Raw genomic sequence first — 22,720 nt, forward strand, 5'->3', positions numbered from 1 at the left:
CGCCCGCGCCTGAACGCCGGTTGAACACCGGGCGACTTCACCGCACTCGGTTCCATGAATCCGTAAGGCCCCGCCCACAGAAACCAAAAGCCCTCCGATCCGGGGAACGGACGGAGCCCTCCGGGACCGGTAACGTGCGCCCCTCCCGAGGCCGGGGGCAGCCCCGCCGTGGGCCGGGGAACGGGCGCCCCTCCCGAGGCCGGGGGCAGCCCTCCCCCCCGGGGGGAACGGGCACCCCTCCCGGGACTGGGGTACGAGCGCCCGCTCGGGGCTGGGATCGGGCGCCCCTCCCGAGGCCGAGGAACGGGCGAAGCCCGCCGCGGCTGGTGACGTGCTCCTCCCGGGGCTGGGGAAGCGCTCCTCCCGGGGCTGGGAATGGGCGAAGCCCCATCGAGACCAAGGAACGGACACCCTACCGGGGCTGGGAACGAACGCCCCCTCGGGACCGGGGAACAGGCGAAACCCCAACGCGGCCAGGGAAGCCCCCCTCCCGGGGTCGGGAATCGGGCGAAGCCCCCCGAGGCCGAGGAACGGGCGAAGCCCCCACCGGGGCCAAGGAACGGACCCCCGCCGGGGCCGAGGAACAGGCGCCCCCTCGGGACCGGGGAACGGACGCCCCCTCGAGGCCGGGGGCAAGGGAGACCCCCGCGCCCGGTCCCGGCGCCCGCTCAACCCCCTTGTTGCGAGCGTGCCTTGAACGCGGCCTTGCGGGCCTCCTTGGCGACCTTCTTGTCGGGGTGGAGGCGGCCCATCGCCTCCAGGACGTCCGGGGTGGCCGGGTGGTCGACGCGCCAGGCCGCGGCGAAGAAGCCGCCGTGCTGCTGGGCGAGGCCCTCGACCAGCCCCTGCAGCTCGGCGGAGTTGCCCTCGGCGGCGAGCTGCGCGGCGATCGTGTCGATGGTGAGCCAGAAGATCATCGCCTCGGACGGCGGGGGCACGTCGGCGGCGCCGTGTTCGGAGAGCCAGACCCGGGCGAGTCCGCCCAGTTCGGCGTCGTCGAGGACCTCGCGCAGCGCGGGCTCGGCCTCCAGGCCGACGAGCGAGAGCGCCTGCTGACAGTGCAGCCTGCGCAGCGGCGCCCCGGCGTCGCCACCGCGCGCCGCGGCGAGCAACTCCCTTGCGGCGGGCAGGCGTTCACGCCGGGCGAGCCACTGCTCGGTCTCGGCCCGGGCGGCGGTCGGCGGGAACGTGGCGGTGCCGTCCAGCAGCGCGTCCGCGCCCTTGTCCGCCAGGTCGCCCACCGCGGGGGCGGTGAGGCCGGACTCCAGCAGCCGCGCCCGCAGCCCGTACAGGCCGAGGGGTGTCAGCCGTACCATCCCGTACCGCGACACGTCGGCGTCGTCGGCGGCGGCCGGGGACTCCTCGTCGGTGTCCGCCATCAGGGTCTCGTCGACCGGCTGGAAGTCGACGAGGCCGACGGGTTCGAGCAGCCGGAACTGGTCGTCGAGCCGCATCATCGCGTCCGACACCTGCTCCAGTACGTCGTTGGTGGGCTCCCCCATGTCGTCCGGCACGATCATGGACGCGGCGAGGGCCGGCAGCGGTACGGGGCTTTCGCCGGCCCCGCCCTCGCCCACGGTCAGCAGGTACAGATTGCCGAGCACTCCGTCCAGGAACTCGGCCTCGGCCTCGGGGTCCCAGTCCAGCGTGGAGAAGTCGATCTCCCCGCCGTCGTCCACCGCGTCGACGAGGTCGTCGAGGTCGTCGAGGTCGGGCACGCTCGCGTCGGCCAGTACGGTCTCCAGGGCGGTGAGCCACACCCCGAGGACGTCCTGCGGCGCTCCGGAGGTGAGCAGCGCGAGGTCCGCGCCCGCGGTGACCGTGCCCTCCTCCTCGTCCACGATCTCGACGAGCCCGGTGTCGACGGCCACCCGCCAGGCCTCGCTGGCCGTCGCCGCCGCGTCGTCGCCGGTGAGCCCGAGCGCGTCGGCCGCCCCGGGAAGCTGTTCCTCGACGAGTTCGCCCCCGGCGCCGACCCGCGTGTCCGGGCCGGCCCAGCGGGCCAGCCGTGCGGCGCGGGAGAGCAGCGGTGTGGCGAGCGCGTCCCGCGCCAGCTCCGCTTCGGAAGTCAGCCGCACCGGCGGCAAGGGGGAGCTCTCTGACATCGGCTGGGTTCTCCTCCGAACAATCAGGACCCGAACAGCGGGATCGAACGGCCCGAACGAGCGGAACCGGGCGACCCGACCGGCGGGACCGACCAAGCATGACAAGCAGGAAACGCAGTACAAGCAGAACAAGCATGACGAGCGGAACAAGCGTGACATCCACCGGGGTCCGGCAGACCACCCACCGGACCCGGCATCACACCCTCCGGATCCGACGGATCACCACCGCGCCCCGGCGGCGCACTCCCCGGAACCAGCAGATCACCACCACACCCCGGCGGCACACCCCCGGCTCCGGCGGCACCCCCACCAGGGCCAGGCAACGCATGACCCAGCCCCGGCAGGACGCCCACCAGGGCCGACAGCACACCCGCCTGCCCCAGAAGTACGTCCACCGGGCCCGGCGACACATCCACCCGGCCCAGGCAGGACGCCCACCAGAGCCCGGCAGCGCATCCACCCGACCCGGCAGGACGCCCGTCAGAGCCCCGCAGAACGCCCACCGAGCCCGTAAGGACATCGCCCCGCAGGACATCCGGCGCGCCCGTGGACCGCCCCCGGACCCGAGGATCCGGACGCCGCACCGGAAAGCCGCGTCGACGGCTCAGCCTAGACGGATTTCCACCCATGCCGCCCGGTTCATGTCCCTGTCAGGAGTTGTACATCACTCCATCCTTGACAACTCCCCTTCCCACACACGAGATTGACGCGCGTAGAAGTTCAGAGGGGCACCCGTCTCACCAGCTTCTACGCGCGTCACCGACCCGCACACAGGTCGCGCTACCCCCACACGTTCCACCCTCGTCCCGGCGCTCATGTAAGTCCCCGGAGGGATTCCCTTGCCGAGCAAGAGAACCGCGCGCATCGGCGCGCTGACCGTAGCCGCGGTCTGTTCCACCGTCTCCGCCGTGGTGCTGACCGCACCCGCCCACGCGGACACCGTCCACATCCACGACATCCAGGGCACCACCCGGACGTCCCCCTACGCGGGCCAGAAGGTCACGGACGTGGCGGGCATCGTCACGGCCTTGCGGACCTACGGTTCGTCCCGGGGTTTCTGGATCCAGGACCCGACCCCGGACAACAACCCGGCCACCAGTGAGGGCGTCTTCGTCTTCACCAGCTCCACCCCGAAGGTCGCCGTCGGCGACTCGGTCACCGTCACGGGCACCGTCTCGGAGTACGTGCCCGGCGGCGCCTCCTCCGGCAACCAGTCGCTGACGGAGATCACCAAGCCGACGATCACGGTGGTGTCGTCCGGCAACGCGGTCCCCGCGCCCACGGTCATCAACAGCCGTTCCGTGCCGGCCGCCTACACCCCCGCCGGTGACACGGCCGCGAGCGGCTCGATCAACGCGCTCACCCTGGAGCCGGCCAAGTACGCCCTGGACTACTACGAGTCCCTCGAGGGCATGAACGTCCAGGTCGCCGACACCCGCGTGGTCACCGCCACCGACCCGTACAGCGAGCTGTGGGTCACGGTGAAGCCGCACGAGAACGTCACCCGCCGCGGCGGCACGATCTACGGCGCGTACACCTCGCAGAACACCGGGCGCCTGCAGATCCAGTCCCTCGGCTCGACCGCCGACTTCCCCGTCGCGAACGTCGGCGACAAGCTCGCCGGCACCACCGCGGGCCCGCTCGACTACAACCAGTTCGGCGGCTACACGCTCGTCGCGAGCCAGTTGGGCACCCTGGAGAAGGGCGACCTGAAGCGCGAGACGACCCGCAAGCAGTCGCGGAGCGAGCTGGCCGTGGCGACGTACAACGTCGAGAACCTGGACCCGGGCGACGGCACGTTCGCCGCCCACGCGGCCGCGATCGTGAACAACCTCCAGTCGCCCGACATCGTGTCCCTGGAGGAGATCCAGGACAACAACGGCGCGACGGACGACGGCACGGTCGCCGCCGACCAGACGGTGAACAAGCTGATCGACGCGATCGTCGCGGCGGGCGGCCCGAAGTACGACTGGCGCTCCATAGACCCGGTCAACGACAAGGACGGTGGCGAGCCCGGCGGCAACATCCGCCAGGTCTTCCTCTTCAACCCGGAGCGGGTCTCCTTCACGGACCGCGCGGGCGGCGACTCGACGACCGCCGTCGGTGTCACCAAGGTGCACGGCAAGGCCCAGCTGACGGCCTCCCCCGGCCGCATCGACCCGGCCAACACGGCCTGGACTTCCAGCCGCAAGCCGCTGGCCGGCGAGTTCGTCTTCCGTGGCAAGACGGTCTTCGTGATCGCCAACCACCTCAACTCCAAGGGCGGTGACCAGGGGCTGACCGCGCAGTACCAGCCCCCGGCCCGCAGCTCGGAGACCCAGCGTCATCTGCAGGCGACGGCGGTGAACTCCTTCGTCAACGAGATCCTCAAGGCGCAGAAGAACGCCGACGTGCTCGCCCTCGGCGACATGAACGACTTCGAGTTCTCGGACACCACCAAGATCCTCGAGGGTGACGGCGAGCTCTGGTCGGCGATCAAGTCGCTGCCGAAGAGCGAGCGTTACACGTACGACTACCAGGGCAACCAGCAGGTCCTGGACCAGATCCTGGTCAGCCCGTCGATTCGCAGGGGCTGCGACTTCGACTACGACAGCGTGCACATCAACTCGGAGTTCTCCGACCAGATCAGCGACCACGACCCGCAGGTACTGCGGTTCCGGCCGTAGGTCTGTAGGGGCTGTGGATGAGGCCACAGCCCCGAAAAGGGAAGAGCCCGGCCCCGTCGTCCGGGGGGCCGGGCTCTTCCCTTGCCCGATGTCAGGCGGCGAACGTCTCGTTCAGCCAGCCCTTCCAGGCGGTCTCGTTGTGCTTGGCGTCGGCGTCGGACGCGAAGTCGTGGACGCTCATGCCGACCGGGGCGCCCCAGTGATTGCGCCCGAAGAAGCGGATGAGGGCGTTGTCGGTGCGCAGCCCGATGAAGTACGGGGTGCGGTAGTCGACCACGGCGTCGAGGAGCTGCCCCTCGGGTCCCCGAGCGTGCACCCGCGCACCCTCGGCCGTGTCGTCCGCGAGGCCGAGCGCCCGCCCGACGGCGGCGAAGGCGTCGGACGCCGTGGACGCGCCGGGCCCGTCGAAGGTGGCGAAGGCGACCGGGCGCCCCGCGAAGTGCGTCACGTACTCGCGCAGGGTGTGCAGGTAGAAGTCCGTGTGCTTGCTCGCGCCGTCGTACTGGTTGTCCCAGTCCTCGACGAAGATTCCACTGTGCACGTACCGCATCCATGACCCTCGGCCGTCGTCGCGCGGCTCGATGGTCTCGTCGATCTGGTTGAGGGTCTGCTGGGAGATGCCCTCGACGTTCTCGACCAGGCTGGTGAGGCGGTGCGGCGGGTCCCAGTTGGTGAGCGTGGAGCCGAAGGGCCCACTCCCGCCCTGGCGCGGCTCGAACTCCATCGGCCACAGCCAGCCGCCGGTACCGGTGGTGATCGCCTCCCACATCTGCTCCGGGGTGGCGTCGACCTCGAACTCGCGGGCGATCTCGAATTCCTTGGACATGGTGGTGGTTCTCCTGTGGTTCAGTCCTGGCCGGGCGGCGTCGAGTCCACCGCGATGGCATCCGGCTCGGCGGTGACTTCCGGCTTGGCGAGAGCTTCCGGCTTGGCGAGAGCTTCCGGCTTGGCGAGGGCTTCCGGCTTGGCGAGGGCTTCCGGCTTGGCGAGGGCTTCCGGCTTGAGCGTCGGGTGGACGGCGACGACGATCCGGTGGTCGCGCCCGCCCTCCGCGTTCCCGTCGTGGTACTTGCGGATGAGCGCGCCGACCCCTTGCGTCAGCTCCTCGATGAACGCGGCCCGGTCGGCGGCGGAGGCGAAGGTCACCTCACCGTCGAGCGCGTAGGTGGCGAGCCGCTTGCGGGCCTTCGCCGCGCCGGTGATCAGCGCCCCCACGTCCCGGACCAGCCGGGCACCGACGGCGAGCAGCCAGCGGGCCGAGAGCTGGTCCCGGAAGCGGTCCGGGTCCGGCTGCACGGCGGCGAGGGCGAGCGGCGAGATGACGTACGATGCCGCCGTCGCGCGCATCAGCCGCTCGGTGACATTGCCCTTGCGGCGCTCGCCCGCGAGCTCGACCAGGCCGTGCCGCTCCAGCGCCTTCAGGTGGTAGTTCACCTTCTGCCGCGGCAGTCCGACCTTTCCGGCCAGCATGGCGGCCGACGCCGGCCCGGCGGCCAGCTCGGCCAGCAGCCGGGCCCGTATGGGGTCAAGCGAGACGGCGGCTGCCTCGGCGTCCTCGATCACGGTCACGTCCAACATGACTCCACGGTCTCACCGAAAACTTTTTTTGTCCAGACGAGTCAAGTCGTCGGAGAACAAGTCGCCGGAGAAGGCGGCTCAGCCCTGCGGGCCACCCTCGTCGAGACGTGCCAGTTGGGTCTGGAACCAGTCCAGCCGGGCCTGCAGCAGCGCCGCCTCGGCCACGAGTTCGGACACCCCGAGCCCGGCGGGCAGATCCCCGACCACGGCCCCGCTCCCGGCGCGGACCCGCAGCCCGTCACCGGCCAGCCGCGCGAACCCCGCCAACGACAGGGACGTACGACCGCGTACGCAGCCCGCGCAGGCCGCCGCGAGGGCGCGCCAGCCGGGGCGTCCCCAGCCCGCGTCGGCGAGCGCGGCGGCCACCGCGCCGCAGGCACAGGGACCGACCGCCGCGCTCCGCACCCGCTGGCGGGCGTAGCGGAACCCCTGTTCGAAGCGGATGTAGGAGCCGAGGACGGAGACCTCCAGGAGGACGGCCGCCCGGTGCTCGGCGGTGCAGAGCATGGCCTCGGCCGCGGCCGAGTCGTGCACGCAGTGGAAGCCGCAGTCGCAGCGGCGGTGTGGCGCCCGGTGCCGCAGCCCGTAGACGCAGCGCGCCTCGTCCAGCACGCCGTACGGCACCGCGCCACCCAGCGAGACGCCGGTGAACCCGGCCCGGGTGCCGTCCTGGGACAGCACCGGGTGGGCGATCTTGTATCCGGTCGGCGGCTCCGTCGGGCGTTCCTCGGGGAGCCGCAGCCTCATCGGCCGACCGGGACCTCTTCGGGCGCGGACGCCTCCCGCTCCTCGATCGCTTCGGGAAGCTCCTCGGGAAGTGGGAGATTGTCTTCGTCCGCGCGAGTCCGCTCTTCCGCGACTCCGGTGGCGAGTGCCTTGCCCAGCCTCATGACGCCTCCCGCGATCTGCCGTCGACTTCCGTCCCCGCCATGGTGACCCATGAGGGGCCGGGTTGGCACCAGGGCCTCACGAAAGCGGCCACCTGGTAGCAACGCTTTCCTTTACCTCGTAGAAGAATTAAGTGGAGCTTCACAGTGGAGATGCCGAGACTACGCATATGACGACCTCGGCCCCCTCCGCCCCTCCCCCCGCTTCTTCCCCCACCCCTCCCTTCGGCCGTGCGCTCTGCGCGATGGTCACGCCCTTCACCGACGCGGGCGCGCTCGACCTCGACGGGGCGGGGCGGCTCGCCGACCGGCTGGTCCGCGCGGGCTGCGACGGCCTGGTCCTGTCCGGCACCACGGGCGAGTCCCCGACCACGACCGACGCCGAGAAGTCCGCGCTCGTACGCGCCGTGCGCGAGGCAGTCGGCGACCGGGCCGTGATCGTCGCGGGCGTCGGCACCGCCGACACGCGGCACACCGTCGAACTGGCCCTGGCGGCCGAAAAGGCGGGCGCGGACGGCCTGTTGGTCGTGACGCCGTATTACAGCAGGCCTCCGCAGGACGCCGTCGAGGCCCACTTCCGGGAGATCGCCGACGCCACCGGACTGCCGCTCACGCTGTACGACATTCCCGGCCGCACCGGCACCCGCATCGAGCCCGACACCCTGATCCGGCTCGCCGAGCACCCCCGGATCGTGGCCGTCAAGGACTGCGCGTACGACCTCCTCGGCACCCAGAAGGTGCTGGCCCGCGCGGAGTTGGCGTACTACGCGGGCTGCGACGAGCAGGTGCTCGCGCTGCGGGCGGTCGGCGGGACCGGGTACATCAGCACGGTGGCGAACGCCGCCCCCGGCCCCTTCCGCGCGATCCTCGACGCGTTCGAGGCGGGGGACACGGCGGAGGCGGCCCGTCGGCAACAACGCGCCGTCCCGCTCATCGAGTTGATGATGTCCTCGGGCCTGCCTGGCACGGTCACGGCCAAGGCCCTGCTCGCCCGGCTCGGCCTGCCCGCGGGTCCGGTCCGCCCGCCGCTGCGGGCCGCCGGCCGGGAGGTGACCGACGGACTGCTGGCGGCGTACGAGGAGTTGGCGGCCGCCTGATCAGCGCTTGGCGAAGACCGGTGTCCAGCGCCCGGCGGCGCCGTCCTGGCCACCCCGGAATCCGCTCAGCGGTACCTCCTTGCCGCTGCCCAGGGCGACGACCACGAGCCGGTTGTGGAACTCGTTCGAGCCCGGCGTGATGTCCCAGGCGATCAGGCGCTTGTTGTCGACCCAGGCGAGCAGTTCCTGCCCGCGTACGGTCGTGATCCGCCTGCCGGTGACGGGGTCCAGGATCGCGGAAGCGGTGTTCTCCGCGCCGCCCGCGAAGTCGCCCGCGGCGTGCCTGCCGTCCGGGGACAGCCGCGCGTCGACGTACCAGGGCAGGTGCTTCTCGTGCGCGGGTGCTGGAACCTGGTGGCCCCGGAAGTCGTAGAAGTACTGGCCCGGTGTCGTGGTGAACCCGGTGTAGACCAGGTTTCCGTCGTGGCTGAAGCCGAAGTCCTGGCGGTCGTTGAGGCCGCTGCCGTCGCCGGGCGACACCTCGTTCCAGGACGCCGCCTCACCGGAAGCGACATCGACGACGTAGAAACCGGTCCGGCCCGGCTCCTGGAAGTTCGGCCAGGGGCTGCCCTGATCGCCCTTCGGCGTGACATGCAGATCGGGGTTCTTCTTGTAGGTCGTCGCGACGAGTTTGCGGCCGTCGGGCGAGAACGCGACCGCTCCGACGGTGTGGTCGACCGGAATCCAGCGCTCCACCTTGCCGGTGAGCAGGTTGAGCAGACCGATCCGCTGTGCGGGCAGTGTCCGCTCCAGGACGGCGGCGGTCCGCAGGCCGGGGGCGACCGCCACGAACGACCACTTCGTCTTCTCGTACGTACGGGTGCGCGCGTCGAGGAGCCAGTACGTGCGGACGTCGGCGTGGCGCGTGGCCGACAGCTTGACGTTCGTCTGGGTGTAGTACGCGGCCAGCGCGACTCCCCCGGCCGCGATCAGGTCGCGCGGTGGGGTCTGGCCGGGGTGGGCGATGATGTCGTTCTCGTTCAGGACGTTCGCCGGACGCACGTCGTCCTTGCCGGTGCCCAGCACGGGCATCGCGACGGCGACGGCGACCGCCGCGGCGGTGGCCACGGCGGCGGACACGATCGTGCGGGTCCGGCGGCGCCGTCGCACGGCCAGTACCCGGTCGGCGAAGTCCACGGGCGGCGGGGCGAGATCCGCGACCTGCTCGTGGAAGGAGTCTCGGACGAGGTCGTCGACGTTCACGGGCGCACCTCCAGCGGCGAGAAGTCACGGGACGACGGCCGCTCGTCGTCGCCCGGGCCGAGTGCGGCCAGTTCGGGGGCGAGGGCGCGCAGCCGGGCGAGCGAGCGGTGGGTGGTGGACCGTACGGTCCCGACGGAGCAGCCGAGGAGGCGGGCCACGTCGGCCTCGGGCAGGTCCTCGAAGTAGCGCAGGACGAGCACGGTGCGCTGCCGGGCGGTGAGCCGGGCCAGCGCCCCTCGCATCACGACCCGCAACTCCGCGGCGGACGAGGCGTCCGCGTCGTGGAACCCGCCCTCGGGCGGCTCGGCGACGCTCAACTCGCGCCGGGGCCACTTCAGCCGCCAGCGGCTCACCTGCTGGCGGTACAGGACCTGCCGTACGTACGCCTCGGGTTCGTCGATCCGGTGCCATCGCCCCGCGGCTTTGATCAGGGCGTTCTGCAGCAGATCCTCGGCGGCGTGCCGGTCGCCGCCGCTGAGCAGCACGGCCGTCCTCAACAGCGTGGACGACCGATTCGCCACGAAATCCCGGAAGCTCTTCTGCGCTTCGGCATCCATCGTCACCTACGTCTTCCCCGAGGGTCTGCTCCGACGGCCCTCACGGCCCGCCCCTGTACCCCCTTGTGACGCGTGTGACCGGCCGCCGCTATGCCCCGGGGCCACGATCAATTCCACGGCGGATGAAGGAGAAAGGCGACAAGAGAAAAGGCAAGGAGGTGATGACCCACTCCTTGCCACTCTCAACTTATAGCGCACCGGGGGGCTTGCGGCAAGGCCCCCGTCGTGCCGCAGAATCTCCGGCCGAGGCCGGAATCGACGAGGAGTCGGTAGCGCCGCATGTCCGCATGAACCCCACGGGACCGCCCCGTCACAACCCCGCGCACGAGAACCCGCACACACCGGTCCACACGCCTTGCCGCGCGCAAGGGTCACGAGCGACCTCACCTTCGCAGCATTCGGAGCCAACGACGTGAACCCCCTGACCACCAGCGCGTTCGACCTTCCCGACCGCCTCTCCGCCAAGGCCGACCCGACACTGATCGCCGGCGACGAACAGCACTTCGCGGCCCTCGCGGGGTGCCTGGAGCAGTCGATCGCCGAGCTGACCGACCGCCTCGACGCCGCGCGCAGGGCGCCCGGCGGCCTCGGCCGGCAGGCGATGGACCGGGACAGCGAGATCCACCGGCTGACCGCTCGCCTGCGCGCACTGCGTCGCTTCGGTCTGGACCTGTGCCTGGGGCACATGGTCGGCGCGGACAGCCCCGAGCCCGTGTACGTCGGACGACTCGGCCTTACGGACAGCACGGGTCGTCGGCTGCTGACCGACTGGCGCTCCCCTGCCGCCGAGCCGTTCTTCGGAGCCACCCACGCCAACCCGATGGGGCTGGCGAGCCGCCGCAGGTATCGCTGGACGCGCGGCCGGATCGGCGACTACTGGGACGAGGTGTTCACCTCGGACGGGTTCGCCGGGCACGCCGCGCTCGACGACCAGTCCGCCTTCATCGCCAGCCTGGGCGGCGACCGGTCGGGGCGGATGCGGGACGTGCTCGGCACCATCCAGGCCGACCAGGACGCCATCATCCGCGCGGGATCACGCGGCGCTCTCGTCGTCGACGGCGGCCCGGGTACGGGTAAGACGGTCGTCGCCCTGCACCGCTCCGCCTACCTCCTCCACTCCGACCCGCGCCTCGGTCACCGCCGGGGCGGCGTACTGTTCGTCGGTCCGCACCGGCCCTACCTGGCGTACGTCGCCGACGTCCTGCCCAGCCTCGGAGAGGAGGGCGTGCAGACGTGCGTCCTGCGGGACCTCGTCGCCGAGGGAGCCGCGGCGACGATCGAGGCCGACCCGGACGTGGCCGCCCTGAAGTCGTCCACGAACCTGGTGAAGGCGATCGAGACGGCCGTCAGGTTCTACGAGGAGCCGCCCACCAAGGGGATGACGGTCACGACCCACTGGTCCGACATCTGGCTGAGCGCCGACGACTGGGCCATGGCGTTCGAAGCGGCGGAACCCGGTACTCCGCACAACGAGGCCCGCGACCAGGTCTGGGAGGAACTGCTCACGATTCTGATGGACAGGCACGACGACGCCCCGGCGCATGACGACGACGTCTCGGCCGACCTGCTCCGCACGTCGCTGCGGCGGAACAGGGAGCTGCTCCTGGCCTTCAACCGCGCGTGGCCGCTGCTCGAAGCGGCCGACCTCGTGTCAGATCTGTGGTCGGTACCCGCCTACCTGCGCAAGTGCGCACCCTGGCTCGGCCCCGACGAGGTCCGGAAGCTGCAGCGCGCGGACGCCCAGGCCTGGACGGTGTCCGACCTGCCGTTCCTGGACACGGCACGGCAGCGGCTCGGCGACCCGGAGGCGGCGCGGCGCAGGCGTCGCAACGAAGCCGCCGTGGCCGCCGAACGCGCGCGCAGGGCCGACGTCATCGACAGCCTGCTGCAGAACGTCGTGATCGACGAGAGCGAGGGCGCGCTGGGCATGCTGCACGGACAGGACCTGCGCGACACCCTGGTCGACGAGAGCGCGCTGCCCGGCACCGAACCGGACCTGCTGGCGGGCCCGTTCGCGCACATCGTCGTGGACGAGGCCCAGGAGCTCACCGACGCTGAGTGGCAGATGCTGATGCTGCGGTGCCCGTCCCGGAGCTTCACCATCGTCGGGGACCGCGCCCAGGCCAGGCACGGTTTCACGGAGTCGTGGCGGGAACGGCTCGAGCGGATCGGGCTCGACCGGATCGAGTCGGCCTCCCTGAGCATCAACTACCGCACTCCGGAAGAGATCATGGTGGAGGCCGAGCCGGTCATCCGGGCCGTGCTCCCGGACGCCAATGTGCCGACGTCGATCCGCAGCGGCGGCGTTCCCGTCGTCCACGGATCCGCCGCGGATCTGGGTTCGATCCTCGACACCTGGCTCGCCACGCACGCCGACGGGATCGCCTGCGTCATCGGTGATCCCTCCTTCCGGACGACGTCCCGCGTCCGTTCGCTGACCCCGGAGCTGTCGAAGGGGCTCGAGTTCGACCTGGTCGTCCTCATCGACCCGGAGGCGTTCGGCGAAGGCATCGAAGGAGCGGTCGACCGCTATGTCGCGATGACCCGAGCGACCCGGCAACTCGTCGTCCTCACGAGCTGATGAAGCCGTTCCCCGCACCCGATGACGAACCCTCAGTGCCCGCGGGCTACTTTGCAGGCAGGGCCTCCCGCATCGCCTTTGCGGTGGCGGTCGGGTCGTAACCCTCGGGGACTCCTTCGACCAGGATGATCTCGCCGTCGATGTGCCGCGACCGCAGCGGTGCGATCTCCTGGTATGCGGGTGAGTCCCACCAGGCCCGCGCTTCGGCGATCCCCGGGAACCCGATCACGACGACGTGCCCGGGCCAACTGCCCTCCTTCACCTCGTGCTGCGCGGCGTGCACGAGAAAGCGTCCGCCGTACGGCTCGAAGGTGGTGGGGATGCGCTCGATGTACTCGGCGATCTCCGGGTGCGGGGCGGCCTCTTGCAGGTGAGCAATGGCGTAGGCGGGCATGGTGGTCCTTCCGGTCGGTCGGGCTCCGTACGCCGGAAGCCTGGCATGCGGGCGCACCCCGGTCGATGACCTGAGAGGTAAGCGGCCCCCGCCCGCGGCGCGGACTGCCGGCGCGCATGCCCGGGCGTACCCGATCCGACGGCGACCAACAGGGAACGTGCTCTTGCGAACTGGTGCGGCGCAGCCGCTAGGGTCGGCCCATGACGTCACATCAGGCGGATGCCGCGTAGGTCGCCGCGCGCGCTGAGGGCCACCGTGCCCGACGGGCCAAGCGATGGCGCCGCGAGCACGCTGCTCATCAGCGCGTGTCCTGGGCCGCCGGCGTGTGCTGCCGTGCACACGTACCTCTTCGTCGACGGCCTCGACATGGTCGCGCGCAGCGCCGGCGGAATGGCCGGCCTCGATCCGAGGCGGCTGCTCCGCCCGGGCGGACCGCTCTGTCCGACGGACAGGCCGCGCACGGTGGAGGTGGCGGCCCAGGAGCAGCCCGAGGCAGGGCCGGACAGGCTGACCATCCGGGTCCGGCTCCGGGGCGAGACGGTCCTCTGGTCCGACCTGATGTACCCGGGCCTCGATGGCACGGTGGTCGAGGAGGCTCGCTTCCGCCTGGAGCAGTACCTGGGCGAGGTCGAGCGCGCATACGCGGCGTTGAAAGATCCGCGTGCCGTGCCGGCTGAGCCGCTCCGGCACCGCTGAGGTCGAGCCGGCTCAGGTATGAAGACGGGTGCCTGGAGTGGCAACGAACGCCCTCCCGGCCGACCTGGGGCCGTGGAAGGGCGCTCGATGGTGACCAGCGTCGACAGCCGCCGACCGCTCGGCAGCAGGTCGGGGCGTTGATCGAGAGGGCTGCCGCAGGTCACGGCCACCCGTGATCAGTTGTGGCTGTGCAGAATCTCGTTCAGGCCGCCCCACACCGCGTTGTTCGGCCGTGCCTCGACGGTTCCGGTCACCGAGTTGCGGCGGAAGAGGATGTTCGACGCACCGGACAGCTCGCGGGCCTTGACGATCTGCCCGTCGGGCATGGTCACGCGGGTGCCCGCGGTGACGTACAGCCCCGCCTCGACCACGCACTCGTCGCCGAGGGCGATACCGACGCCCGCCTCGGCGCCGATCAGGCAGCGCTCGCCGATGGTGATGCGGACGTTGCCACCGCCGGACAGGGTGCCCATGGTGGAGGCGCCGCCGCCGATGTCGGAGCCGTCGCCGACCACGACACCGGCCGAGATGCGGCCCTCGACCATCGACGTGCCGAGCGTGCCCGCGTTGAAGTTCACGAAGCCCTCGTGCATGACGGTGGTGCCCTCGGCGAGGTGCGCGCCGAGCCGGACGCGGTCGGCGTCGGCGATCCGGACGCCCTTGGGGGCGACGTAGTCGGTCATGCGCGGGAACTTGTCGATGGACGTCACCTGGAGGTGCAGGCCCTCGGCGCGGGCGTTGAGGCGCACCTTCTCGACGTCGTCCACCGCGACCGGGCCGAGCGAGGTCCAGGCGACGTTGGCGAGGTGACCGAAGATGCCGTCCAGGCTCTGGCCGTGCGGCTTCACGAGGCGGTGCGAGAGCAGGTGCAGGCGCAGGTAGGTGTCGTGCGCGTCGATCGGCTTCTCGTCCAGTGAGGCGATGACCGTGCGGACCGCGACCACTTCGACGCCCCGGCGGGCGTCGGGCCCGATGGCTTTGGCGGCGCCTTCGCCGAGCAGTTCGACGGCACGCTCGGCGGACAGCCGCTCGGTGCCGGCCGGGCCGGGTTCGGCGGACAGCTCGGGCGCGGGGAACCAGGTGTCGAGGACGGTGCCGTCGGCCGTGAGGGTGGCGAGGCCGGCGGCGACGGCGCCGGTGGTGCGAGTAGCAGTCGTGTCGGTCATGGGTGAAACCTAACGCGGCCCGGGGCGCACGAGCGAACCGGTACACCCGCCATCTCACGTGCCGGGCGCCCCGTACGCCCCCTCCACGGGACGCCCGGCAGGACCCGGCCCTCGCACCCCGCGCGTGCCCCCGCGCCGGCCCCTCCCCCTCAGCCGATCACCCGCCCCAGCACCTCCCGCGCATACCCCTCGTCGTACGAGGCCCCCGTCAGCAGCACCTGCAGACAGATCCCGTCCACCAGCGCCACCAGCGCCCTCGCGGTGACGGGGTCGGTACGGCGGGCGAGGGGTTCGGCGAGATCCTGGACCCATTCGGCGGCGACGGGGCGCAGGGCGGGTCGGCGCAGCGCCGCGAGGTAGAGCTCGTACTCCAGCTCCACCCCCGTACGGTCGCCCGCGAGCCACTCCCCCATCAGCCCGGCGAGTTCACCGGCGAGGTCGGCTCGGGGGTCCTCCAGCGCGCCGCGCGCGGCGATCACCTTGGCGAAGCCCTCGTTCGCCTGGCGCAGCGCGGCGACCATGAGCTCGTCGAGGGTCTTGAAGTGGTACGTGGTGGAGCCGAGCGGCACATCGGCCTCGGCGGCGACGGTGCGGTGGCTCAGCCCGGCGAGTCCCTTGGCCCCCACGACCCGGATCGCCGCGTCGATGATCCGCTGCCGCCGCTCGGGGTCGTAGCGGCGCGCCGCCATCAGTGGGCCCCACCGAGGTTCAGCACCACGACCCCGCCGATGATCAGCAGTATCCCGGCGACCTTGGTGAGGTTGAGCGCCTCGCCGAGGAACACCATGCCGATCGCGGCGATGACGGCGGTGCCGGCGCCGGCCCAGATCGCGTAGGCCGTGCCGACCTGGACGGTCTTGAGGCACTGCGCGAGCAGCACGAAGGCGATGACGTATCCGAGGACGGTCACCAGCGAGGGCCAGAGCCTGCTGAAGCCCTCGCTGTACTTCATGGCGGTCGTGGCGGCCACCTCGGAGGCGATGGCTCCGGCGAGCAGTGCGTATCCCATGTGTACGAGTGTACGCATCGATGCGTACGCACGTACACAACGAGCGCGGGCCCCCTCGCCACAGCTCACCCCGCGGCCGGTCGGCAGGCCACCGGCCCCGGTTCGCGTATCCGCACCAGGCGGTCGAGCGTCCGCCGCTTGGCGTGGGCGGCCCGGCGCAGCACCTCCACCCGCCGGTAGCGCAGCAGTTCGGCGGGGTCGGGACGGACGGCTCCGGCGAGTTCGTAGCCGTACGAGGTCAGCCGTTCGCCCAACACGGCCTCGCTCAGCCGTATTTGATCGGGTGTCAGCCCGGTGGTCCAGGTGCCCGCCCGGGAGGTGTCCAGTGCGCCGCGGGTGCGCCGGTGCCAGGTCTTGCGGGCAGGTACGGCCATGCCCGCGACGCGGTGCGGCTCGGTCATCCCGGGGGCGTACTCCTCGCCCAGGAACCCGCACACGCCCCGGAGTTGACCCGCGGGATCGGCCACGAGGTCCTCGAAGCGAAGTTCGTACCAGCTGTCCGGGCCCCGTTCGCGCGCGTACTTGCGGGTGGTGTCCACGACCTGTGCCCAGGTCGCGACGGCCTCATGAAATCCCCGGTGCCACCAGGGCATCCGGAGCAGTGAGGCGACGCAGTCCCGGCCGTCCCGTACGAGGTGGACGAACTGTGCGTCGGGGAACAGCCGCAGGATCTCCGCCACGTGCAGGGCGTACGCGGGCCGCTTGTCGCCCCAGCGCACCTTGCCGTGCTCCTCGGCGTACGCCCGGAGCGCGATCCCGAGGGCCGAACCGAGGGTCGGCGGCCCGTCGGTGATCCGCTCGGCCACGCGACCGGCGTCCAGCCCGAGCTCGTGGAAGCGGGTCTCCCTGCGGCCCGTGATCCAGCGCGCGAGCCCGGCCCGGTTGTCGCGCTCCGCCAGATCGCCGAACGCCAGCCTTCCTTCGTAGGCGGGGAGCACGAAGCGGGTTTCGGGCGGCAGGGCGATCCGTGGATGGGCGTGCAGCATCAGCTGGAGAAGCGTGGTTCCCGAGCGGGGGCAGCCGAGGACGAACACCGGACGTGTGGGGGTGGGTTGCACAGAAGCGGACACGACCTCACGCTGTCGCGCCCCGATGAGCCCGGACTTGGATCACACTGAGAATGCCATGTGAAGCCACCACGCCCATGAAATCCCACGAACCCCCATGAATCCCCGTGGGGCCACCGGGATCAGTGGGGAAACGGCTGCTCAGAAGTCACCAAGTCCACTACTGTTTCACCAGTCGCGCACCGGGTTTCCACGGCTACCGCCGTTCCGTGTGCCTGCGCCCCCTCTTGTGCTGAGACCAGTAGACGAATCCGCGTGCGCCTTGGGCGACGCTGGAGGAACGCGCATGCCAGAAACAACGCCAGAGTCCGAACCCGAGCCCGGGCCCGACCAGCCCGTGCCCACTTCGGAGGAACCCGCCTGGCGCCCCACCCCCCAAGGCACTCCCTATCCTGCGGAACTGCCTCCCTTCGTCGAGCCGCCGGTGCCCTGGGAGTCCGGGGAGTTCCCGGACGAGGGACGGCTGCCCGGAACCCGACGGCTGTGGATGGCCGGCGGACTCGCGGTGGCGGTACTCATCGCCACCGCGACCGCGATCGCCGTACTGGACAGCAACACTGACGCCGCGTCGAAGAACCGGGCGGACCACACCGCCTCCGACACCGACGTCCCGTTCATACCCGGCTTCTCCGCCTCGGCCGACGGCAGCACCACGGCCCCGGCAGGCAAGAACGCCCTGTCCTCCCCGCGGCACTCCGGCTCCACCTCCACCGCGTCGGACCCGGCCTCACCGGGGCCCTCGGAACAGGGGTCCGACGACAAGCCCGTCGCCGGCACCACCGAGCCGTCGAAGACCGCCTCGTCCAGCAAGCCTCCCGAGTCCAAGCCCGTCTCCTCGCGGAAGTCGCTCCAGTCGGTCAACTACCCGAACCGCTACTGGCATCTGAGCAACGGCTTCGTACGGCTCGATCCGGTGGATTCGGGCAGTTCGGGATCGACCAAGCAGGACGCGAGCTTCAGGGTGGTGGCGGGACTCGGCAACTCCCACTGCTACTCCTTCGCCACCGCCGACGGCGCCTATCTGCGCCACCGCAACTTCTATCTGCGCGCCGACCGCAACGACGGCTCCGACCTCTTCAGGAAGGACGCCACCTTCTGCCCCCGGACGTCCCCGTACGCCGGTGGCGTCATGCTGGAGTCGATCAACTACCCGGGCCGCTATCTGCGCCACCGCAACTTCCAGCTCCGCCTGGACAGAGACGACAACAGTCAGCTCTTCCGCGCGGACTCGACGTTCCGTGTGGTGAACGGCTGGTCCTGAACGCAGGAACACCTGTGGCCCCCGGCGAACCGCCGGGGGCCACAGACGTGTGCGAGGGTGTGCGCGGACTCAGACGTTGAACCCGAGCGCCCGAAGCTGCTCACGCCCGTCGTCCGTGATCTTGTCCGGGCCCCACGGCGGCATCCAGACCCAGTTGATGCGCAGTTCGTTGACGATGCCGTCCGTGGCGGACTTGGCCTGGTCCTCGATGACGTCGGTGAGCGGGCAGGCCGCGGACGTCAGGGTCATGTCGATCGTCGCGATGTTCGCGTCGTCGATGTGGATGCCGTAGATCAGGCCGAGGTTGACGACGTCGATGCCCAGCTCGGGGTCGACGACGTCGTACAGCGCCTCACGGACTTCTTCCTCCGAGGCCGGCTTCATCGTCAGGGTCTCGTTCTCGCTCATGCCGTCTTCCTCACTGCCTTCTCGGGCCCGTCGCCCAGCGCCTGGGCCGTCGCGTCCTTCCATGCCATCCAGCTCAGGAGGGCGCACTTGACCCGGGCCGGGTACTTGGAGACACCGGCGAACGCGACCGCGTCCTCCAGCACCTCCTCCATCGCGTCGTCGGGCTCGATCCTGCCCTTGGACTGCATCAGCTCCAGGAAGGTCTCCTGGATCTTCTGCGCCTCGGACACGTCCTTGCCGACGAGGAGCTCGTTCAGCACGGACGCCGAGGCCTGGCTGATGGAGCAGCCCTGCCCCTCGTACGAGATGTCCGCGATCTGCTCGCCGTCGTACTTCACGCGCAGCGTGATCTCGTCGCCGCACGTCGGGTTGACGTGGTGCACCTCGGCATCGCCATCCCGCAAGCCTCGCCCATGGGGGTGCTTGTAGTGGTCCAGGATGACTTCCTGGTACATCGAATCAAGCTTCACGTCTCAGCCAGCCCCTCAGCCGAAGAAGTTCCGGACGTGCTCCAGGCCGTCCACCAGTGCGTCGATCTCGGCCGGCGTGGAGTACAGATAGAACGACGCTCGCGTGGTCGCAGGAATTCCGTACCGCAGGCAGACCGGGCGTGCGCAGTGGTGTCCGACCCGGACCGCGATGCCCTGCTCGTCCAGGACCTGGCCCACGTCGTGCGGGTGGATGTCACCCAGGGTGAACGAGATCGCGGCGCCGCGGTCCTCGGCCGTGGTCGGGCCGATGATCCGCAGGTCGGGGACCTCGCCGAGCCGCTTCACCGCGTACTCGGTGAGCGCGTGCTCATGGGCGAGGATCTTGTCCATGCCGATCGCGTTCAGATAGTCGATCGCCGCGCCGAGGCCGACCGCCTGCGCGATCGGCGGGGTGCCCGCCTCGAACTTGTGCGGCGCCGGGGCGTACGTCGACGAGTGCATCGACACCGTCTCGATCATCTCGCCGCCACCGAGGAACGGAGGCAGGTCCTCCAGGAGCTCCTGGCGGCCCCACAGCACGCCGATGCCCGTCGGACCGCACATCTTGTGGCCGGTGAAGGCCACGAAGTCGGCCTGGAGTGCCTGGACGTCCAGCGGCATGTGCGGCGCGGCCTGCGAGGCGTCGATGCAGACCAGCGCACCGACCTCCTGGGCGCGGCGGACTATGGCCTCGACCGGGTTCACGGTGCCCAGGATGTTCGACACCAGCACGAAGGAGACGATCTTCGTCTTCTCGGTGATGATCTCGTTGATGTTCGACAGGTCGAGGCGGCCGTCGTCGGTGAGACCGAACCACTTCAGCTTCGCGCCCGTGCGCTGCGCCAGCAGCTGCCACGGCACGATGTTGGAGTGGTGCTCCATCTCGGTGATGACGATCTCGGTCTCGTGGTCGACCCGGTAGGGCTCGTCGGCCCAGCCGAGCATGTTGGCCACGAGGTTGAGCGACTCGGAGGCGTTCTTGGTGAAGATCACCTCGTCGCGGCTCGGCGCGTTGATGAACGCGGCGACCTTGTCGCGCGCACCCTCGTACAGCGCCGTGGCCTCCTCGGCGAGCACATGCACACCGCGGTGGACGTTGGCGTTGTAGCGCTCGTAGTACTCACTCAGGGCGTCCAGCACCTGGCGCGGCTTCTGCGAGGTCGCCGCGTTGTCCAGGTACACGAGCTTCGCGCCGTCGTGGACCTGACGGTCCAGGATGGGGAAGTCCTTGCGGATCGCCTCGGTGTCGAGGAGGCCCGGCAGCTGTGTCACGCGGATGCGCCACCCTTCGTGTCGACTTCATGCTTCGCATAAGCCTCGTAGCCCTCGTTCTCCAGCTTGTCGGCGAGCTCGGCGCCGCCGGACTCGACGATGCGGCCGCCGGAGAAGACATGGACGAAGTCGGGCTTGATGTAGCGCAGGATGCGCGTGTAGTGCGTGATCAGCAGGGTGCCGACCTCGCCGGTCTCGCGGACGCGGTTGACTCCCTCGGAGACGACGCGCAGGGCGTCGACGTCCAGGCCTGAGTCGGTCTCGTCGAGGATCGCGATCTTCGGCTTGAGCAGCTCCAGCTGGAGGATCTCGTGGCGCTTCTTCTCACCGCCGGAGAAGCCCTCGTTCACGTTGCGCTCGGCGAAGGAGGGGTCCATGGAGAGGCGCTCCATGGTCTCCTTGACCTCCTTCACCCAGGTGCGCAGCTTGGGGGCCTCGCCGCGGACGGCCGTGGCGGAGGTGCGCAGGAAGTTGGAGACCGAGACACCGGGGATCTCGACCGGATACTGCATCGCCAGGAACAGGCCCGCGCGGGCGCGCTCGTCGACGGACATCTCCAGGACGTCCTCGCCGTCGAGGGTGACGGTGCCGCCGGTGATCGTGTACTTCGGGTGGCCCGCGAGGGAGTAGGCGAGGGTCGACTTGCCGGAGCCGTTGGGGCCCATGATGGCGTGCGTCTCGCCCTGCTTCACGGTCAGGTCGACGCCCTTGAGGATCTCCTTCGTGGCGTTGTCGGCCTCGACGGTGACGTGCAGGTCGTGGATTTCAAGCGTTGCCATGGGTTCCTCAGGACTCCTGGGTGAGGGAGACGAGTACGTCGTCCCCTTCGATCTTTACGGGGTATACGGGGACGGGGCGCGTCGCGGGAAGGCCGGACGGCTTGCCGGTGCGCAGGTCGAACGCGGAGCCGTGCAGCCAGCATTCGATCTGGCAGTCCTCCACCTCGCCCTCGGAGAGCGAGACGTTCGCGTGCGAGCAGATGTCGTTGATCGCGAACACCTCCCCCTCGGTCTTCACGACCGAGACCGGCGTGCCGTCGAGTTCCACCCGCTTCGGGGTGTCCTCCTCCAGCTCGCTCAGCCCACAGGCGCGTACGAACGTCGACGAGGCAGTCATCAGACGGACGCCTCCAGCTCCTCGTCGATCTTCACGAGGAGCCGCTCTTCGATGTCGTCGACACCGATCTGTTGCACGAGCTCGGCGAAGAAGCCGCGGACCACCAGTCGGCGGGCCTCGCCGGCGGGGATGCCGCGGGCCATCAGGTAGAAGAGCTGCTCGTCGTCGAAGCGGCCGGTCGCGGAGGCGTGTCCGGCGCCGACGATCTCGCCGGTCTCGATCTCCAGGTTCGGCACGGAGTCGACGCGGGCGCCGTCGGTCAGAACCAGGTTGCGGTTCATCTCGTACGTGTCCGTGCCCTCGGCCTTGGCCTCGATGAGGACGTCACCGATCCACACGGCGTGCGCGCCGTCGCCCTGGAGCGCGCCCTTGTAGGCGACGTTCGACTTGCAGTGCGGGGTGTTGTGGTCGACCAGCAGACGGTGCTCCTGGTGCTGGCCCGCGTCCGTGAAGTACAGACCGAACAGCTCGGCCTCACCACCGGTGCCGGCGTAGGCCACGCGCGGGTGCAGGCGCACGAGGTCGCCGCCGAAGGTGACCACGAACGACTTGAACGTGGCGTCCCGGCCGATCAGCGCGTTGTGCTGGCCCACGTGCACGGCCTTGTCGTCCCAGTCCTGGACGGAGACGACGGTGAGCTTGGCGCCGTCGCCCAGGATGTAGTCGACGTTGGCGGCGAGCACGGCGTCACCGGTGTGGTCGATGACGACGACGGCCTCGGCGAAGGCTCCGAGCTCCACGACCTGGTGGCCGTAGGCGACCCCGCCCTCGCCGTGCACCGCGACGCGGATGGGCTCGGTGAGCACCGTCTCCTTGGGGACGGTGATCACGCCGGCCTTCTCGAACGCGGAGTACGCCTGGGCGGCGACGCGGTCCACCGGGGTGCCCGCCCGGCCGAGGCGCGCGTCGTCACGGCCGACGGTCTCCACGACGACGCCCGCGGGCGCCTCCACGTCGACCTTCAGGCCGTCGCCGTTCGCGACCGCGGTCCCGTCGTGCAGCCCGCGCAGGCGCTCCAGCGGGGTGAACCGCCACTCCTCCTCGCGGCCGTGGGGGACCGGGAAGTCCGCCACGTCGAAGGACGGGGGCGCGCTCATGCGCGTGGCGACGGTCGACTCGGCGGCCACCGCGATCTGTCCGGCGGTGGTGGAACCCACCGGGATGTTCTGAGCCTCAGCCATGGCTGT

At 70.6% G+C, this 22,720-nt stretch carries 23 protein-coding genes; 5 read left to right on the top strand and 18 right to left on the bottom strand.

The genetic code is table 11. The features are described from left to right. Positions 1-668 precede the first annotated feature (668 nt). On the bottom strand, positions 669-2,105 hold the full coding sequence (locus tag ACIRA5_RS21705) for a hypothetical protein (protein WP_403693005.1): 1,437 nt from the start codon (positions 2,103-2,105) through the stop codon (positions 669-671). Between the two features lie 839 nt (positions 2,106-2,944). Between ACIRA5_RS21705 and ACIRA5_RS21710 the strand changes: the two genes are divergently transcribed. Further along, on the top strand, positions 2,945-4,771 hold the full coding sequence (locus tag ACIRA5_RS21710) for an endonuclease/exonuclease/phosphatase family protein (RefSeq protein WP_403693007.1): 1,827 nt from the start codon (positions 2,945-2,947) through the stop codon (positions 4,769-4,771). 91 nt (positions 4,772-4,862) lie between these two features. On the opposite strand, the gene ACIRA5_RS21715 is transcribed toward ACIRA5_RS21710, so the two are convergent. The 4 genes from ACIRA5_RS21715 to ACIRA5_RS21730 form a co-directional block, all read right to left on the bottom strand. Next, positions 4,863-5,597: an SRPBCC domain-containing protein gene (locus ACIRA5_RS21715; protein WP_403693009.1), complete on the bottom strand. Its 735-nt coding sequence runs from the start codon at positions 5,595-5,597 to the stop codon at positions 4,863-4,865. 20 nt (positions 5,598-5,617) lie between these two features. Beyond that, on the bottom strand, positions 5,618-6,349 hold the full coding sequence (locus ACIRA5_RS21720; RefSeq protein WP_403693011.1) for an ArsR/SmtB family transcription factor: 732 nt from the start codon (positions 6,347-6,349) through the stop codon (positions 5,618-5,620). Positions 6,350-6,427: 78 nt separating this feature from the next. Beyond that, positions 6,428-7,096, bottom strand: a complete 669-nt coding sequence (locus ACIRA5_RS21725; protein WP_403693013.1) for a hypothetical protein — start codon at positions 7,094-7,096, stop codon at positions 6,428-6,430. After that, entirely contained in the window at positions 7,093-7,239 is a 147-nt protein-coding gene (locus ACIRA5_RS21730) for a hypothetical protein (RefSeq protein ID WP_403693015.1), read from the bottom strand. Before ACIRA5_RS21730 ends, ACIRA5_RS21725 begins: the two co-directional genes overlap by 4 nt. A 167-nt stretch (positions 7,240-7,406) precedes the next feature. Between ACIRA5_RS21730 and dapA the strand changes: the two genes are divergently transcribed. Beyond that, positions 7,407-8,333, top strand: coding sequence for a 4-hydroxy-tetrahydrodipicolinate synthase (gene dapA, locus ACIRA5_RS21735; protein WP_403693017.1), 927 nt, complete (start codon positions 7,407-7,409; stop codon positions 8,331-8,333). On the opposite strand, the gene ACIRA5_RS21740 is transcribed toward dapA, so the two are convergent. Further along, positions 8,334-9,536: a WD40 repeat domain-containing protein gene (locus ACIRA5_RS21740; RefSeq protein WP_403693019.1), complete on the bottom strand. Its 1,203-nt coding sequence runs from the start codon at positions 9,534-9,536 to the stop codon at positions 8,334-8,336. Continuing rightward, on the bottom strand, positions 9,533-10,093 hold the full coding sequence (locus ACIRA5_RS21745; RefSeq protein WP_403693334.1) for a SigE family RNA polymerase sigma factor: 561 nt from the start codon (positions 10,091-10,093) through the stop codon (positions 9,533-9,535). Before ACIRA5_RS21745 ends, ACIRA5_RS21740 begins: the two co-directional genes overlap by 4 nt. Positions 10,094-10,505: 412 nt before the next feature. Between ACIRA5_RS21745 and helR the strand changes: the two genes are divergently transcribed. Next, positions 10,506-12,674 (top strand): RNA polymerase recycling motor ATPase HelR, encoded by a 2,169-nt coding sequence (gene helR, locus ACIRA5_RS21750; protein ID WP_403693021.1) that lies wholly within the window; start codon positions 10,506-10,508, stop codon positions 12,672-12,674. A 46-nt stretch (positions 12,675-12,720) separates the two neighbouring features. On the opposite strand, the gene ACIRA5_RS21755 is transcribed toward helR, so the two are convergent. Next, positions 12,721-13,068 (bottom strand): DUF1330 domain-containing protein, encoded by a 348-nt coding sequence (locus ACIRA5_RS21755; RefSeq protein WP_403693023.1) that lies wholly within the window; start codon positions 13,066-13,068, stop codon positions 12,721-12,723. Between the two features lie 333 nt (positions 13,069-13,401). Here ACIRA5_RS21755 and ACIRA5_RS21760 point away from each other — a divergent pair, with 333 nt between their 5' ends. After that, positions 13,402-13,764 carry a hypothetical protein gene (locus tag ACIRA5_RS21760; RefSeq protein WP_403693024.1) on the top strand — a complete coding sequence of 121 codons (363 nt, stop codon included), beginning with the start codon at positions 13,402-13,404 and terminating at the stop codon, positions 13,762-13,764. 176 nt (positions 13,765-13,940) lie between these two features. Here ACIRA5_RS21760 and dapD read toward each other — a convergent pair whose 3' ends face one another. The 4 genes from dapD to ACIRA5_RS21780 form a co-directional block, all read right to left on the bottom strand. Then, on the bottom strand, positions 13,941-14,930 hold the full coding sequence (dapD, locus tag ACIRA5_RS21765) for a 2,3,4,5-tetrahydropyridine-2,6-dicarboxylate N-succinyltransferase (protein ID WP_067364257.1): 990 nt from the start codon (positions 14,928-14,930) through the stop codon (positions 13,941-13,943). Between the two features lie 149 nt (positions 14,931-15,079). Further along, positions 15,080-15,619 (bottom strand): TetR family transcriptional regulator, encoded by a 540-nt coding sequence (locus ACIRA5_RS21770; protein WP_351302965.1) that lies wholly within the window; start codon positions 15,617-15,619, stop codon positions 15,080-15,082. Beyond that, entirely contained in the window at positions 15,619-15,939 is a 321-nt protein-coding gene (locus tag ACIRA5_RS21775) for a multidrug efflux SMR transporter (protein WP_352048571.1), read from the bottom strand. The genes ACIRA5_RS21770 and ACIRA5_RS21775 overlap by 1 nt, the downstream gene beginning before the upstream one ends. Positions 15,940-16,004: 65 nt before the next feature. Continuing rightward, positions 16,005-17,009 (bottom strand): sulfotransferase family protein, encoded by a 1,005-nt coding sequence (locus tag ACIRA5_RS21780; protein WP_403693026.1) that lies wholly within the window; start codon positions 17,007-17,009, stop codon positions 16,005-16,007. Positions 17,010-17,292: 283 nt separating this feature from the next. Between ACIRA5_RS21780 and ACIRA5_RS21785 the strand changes: the two genes are divergently transcribed. Further along, positions 17,293-18,267: an AbfB domain-containing protein gene (locus ACIRA5_RS21785; protein ID WP_403693027.1), complete on the top strand. Its 975-nt coding sequence runs from the start codon at positions 17,293-17,295 to the stop codon at positions 18,265-18,267. Positions 18,268-18,336: 69 nt separating this feature from the next. On the opposite strand, the gene ACIRA5_RS21790 is transcribed toward ACIRA5_RS21785, so the two are convergent. Genes ACIRA5_RS21790 through sufD form a run of 6 tightly spaced genes read right to left on the bottom strand, consistent with a single transcriptional unit; the run spans position 18,337 to position 22,714 of the window. Further along, positions 18,337-18,675 carry a metal-sulfur cluster assembly factor gene (locus ACIRA5_RS21790; RefSeq protein WP_054235892.1) on the bottom strand — a complete coding sequence of 113 codons (339 nt, stop codon included), beginning with the start codon at positions 18,673-18,675 and terminating at the stop codon, positions 18,337-18,339. Then, complete coding sequence (gene sufU / locus ACIRA5_RS21795) at positions 18,672-19,145, bottom strand: Fe-S cluster assembly sulfur transfer protein SufU (protein WP_403693029.1); 474 nt, start codon at positions 19,143-19,145, stop codon at positions 18,672-18,674. The genes ACIRA5_RS21790 and sufU overlap by 4 nt, the downstream gene beginning before the upstream one ends. Positions 19,146-19,160: 15 nt before the next feature. Next, a complete protein-coding gene (locus ACIRA5_RS21800; protein WP_403693031.1) occupies positions 19,161-20,417 on the bottom strand; it encodes a cysteine desulfurase in 1,257 nt (418 codons plus the stop codon). Then, positions 20,414-21,196: a Fe-S cluster assembly ATPase SufC gene (gene sufC / locus ACIRA5_RS21805; protein ID WP_403693033.1), complete on the bottom strand. Its 783-nt coding sequence runs from the start codon at positions 21,194-21,196 to the stop codon at positions 20,414-20,416. The genes ACIRA5_RS21800 and sufC overlap by 4 nt, the downstream gene beginning before the upstream one ends. Positions 21,197-21,203: 7 nt before the next feature. Next, complete coding sequence (locus ACIRA5_RS21810; RefSeq protein ID WP_054235896.1) at positions 21,204-21,533, bottom strand: bifunctional 3-phenylpropionate/cinnamic acid dioxygenase ferredoxin subunit; 330 nt, start codon at positions 21,531-21,533, stop codon at positions 21,204-21,206. Further along, positions 21,533-22,714, bottom strand: coding sequence for a Fe-S cluster assembly protein SufD (sufD, locus tag ACIRA5_RS21815; protein WP_403693035.1), 1,182 nt, complete (start codon positions 22,712-22,714; stop codon positions 21,533-21,535). Before sufD ends, ACIRA5_RS21810 begins: the two co-directional genes overlap by 1 nt. Between the last annotated feature and the right edge of the window lie 6 nt (positions 22,715-22,720).

Origin of the sequence: Streptomyces sp. NPDC096311 (assembly GCF_044763085.1) — a bacterium.
Lineage (GTDB): Bacteria > Actinomycetota > Actinomycetes > Streptomycetales > Streptomycetaceae > Streptomyces.

Coding starts and splice junctions, on each gene's coding strand:
- ACIRA5_RS21705 (WP_403693005.1), bottom strand. CDS start 2,105: ATGTCAGAGAGCTCCCCCTTGCCGCCGGTGCGGCTGACTTCCGAAGCG.
- ACIRA5_RS21715 (WP_403693009.1), bottom strand. CDS start 5,597: ATGTCCAAGGAATTCGAGATCGCCCGCGAGTTCGAGGTCGACGCCACC.
- ACIRA5_RS21720 (WP_403693011.1), bottom strand. CDS start 6,349: ATGTTGGACGTGACCGTGATCGAGGACGCCGAGGCAGCCGCCGTCTCG.
- ACIRA5_RS21725 (WP_403693013.1), bottom strand. CDS start 7,096: ATGAGGCTGCGGCTCCCCGAGGAACGCCCGACGGAGCCGCCGACCGGA.
- ACIRA5_RS21730 (WP_403693015.1), bottom strand. CDS start 7,239: ATGAGGCTGGGCAAGGCACTCGCCACCGGAGTCGCGGAAGAGCGGACT.
- dapA (WP_403693017.1), top strand. CDS start 7,407: ATGACGACCTCGGCCCCCTCCGCCCCTCCCCCCGCTTCTTCCCCCACC.
- ACIRA5_RS21745 (WP_403693334.1), bottom strand. CDS start 10,093: ATGGATGCCGAAGCGCAGAAGAGCTTCCGGGATTTCGTGGCGAATCGG.
- ACIRA5_RS21755 (WP_403693023.1), bottom strand. CDS start 13,068: ATGCCCGCCTACGCCATTGCTCACCTGCAAGAGGCCGCCCCGCACCCG.
- dapD (WP_067364257.1), bottom strand. CDS start 14,930: ATGACCGACACGACTGCTACTCGCACCACCGGCGCCGTCGCCGCCGGC.
- ACIRA5_RS21770 (WP_351302965.1), bottom strand. CDS start 15,619: ATGGCGGCGCGCCGCTACGACCCCGAGCGGCGGCAGCGGATCATCGAC.
- ACIRA5_RS21775 (WP_352048571.1), bottom strand. CDS start 15,939: ATGGGATACGCACTGCTCGCCGGAGCCATCGCCTCCGAGGTGGCCGCC.
- ACIRA5_RS21785 (WP_403693027.1), top strand. CDS start 17,293: ATGCCAGAAACAACGCCAGAGTCCGAACCCGAGCCCGGGCCCGACCAG.
- ACIRA5_RS21790 (WP_054235892.1), bottom strand. CDS start 18,675: ATGAGCGAGAACGAGACCCTGACGATGAAGCCGGCCTCGGAGGAAGAA.
- sufC (WP_403693033.1), bottom strand. CDS start 21,196: ATGGCAACGCTTGAAATCCACGACCTGCACGTCACCGTCGAGGCCGAC.
- ACIRA5_RS21810 (WP_054235896.1), bottom strand. CDS start 21,533: ATGACTGCCTCGTCGACGTTCGTACGCGCCTGTGGGCTGAGCGAGCTG.
- sufD (WP_403693035.1), bottom strand. CDS start 22,714: ATGGCTGAGGCTCAGAACATCCCGGTGGGTTCCACCACCGCCGGACAG.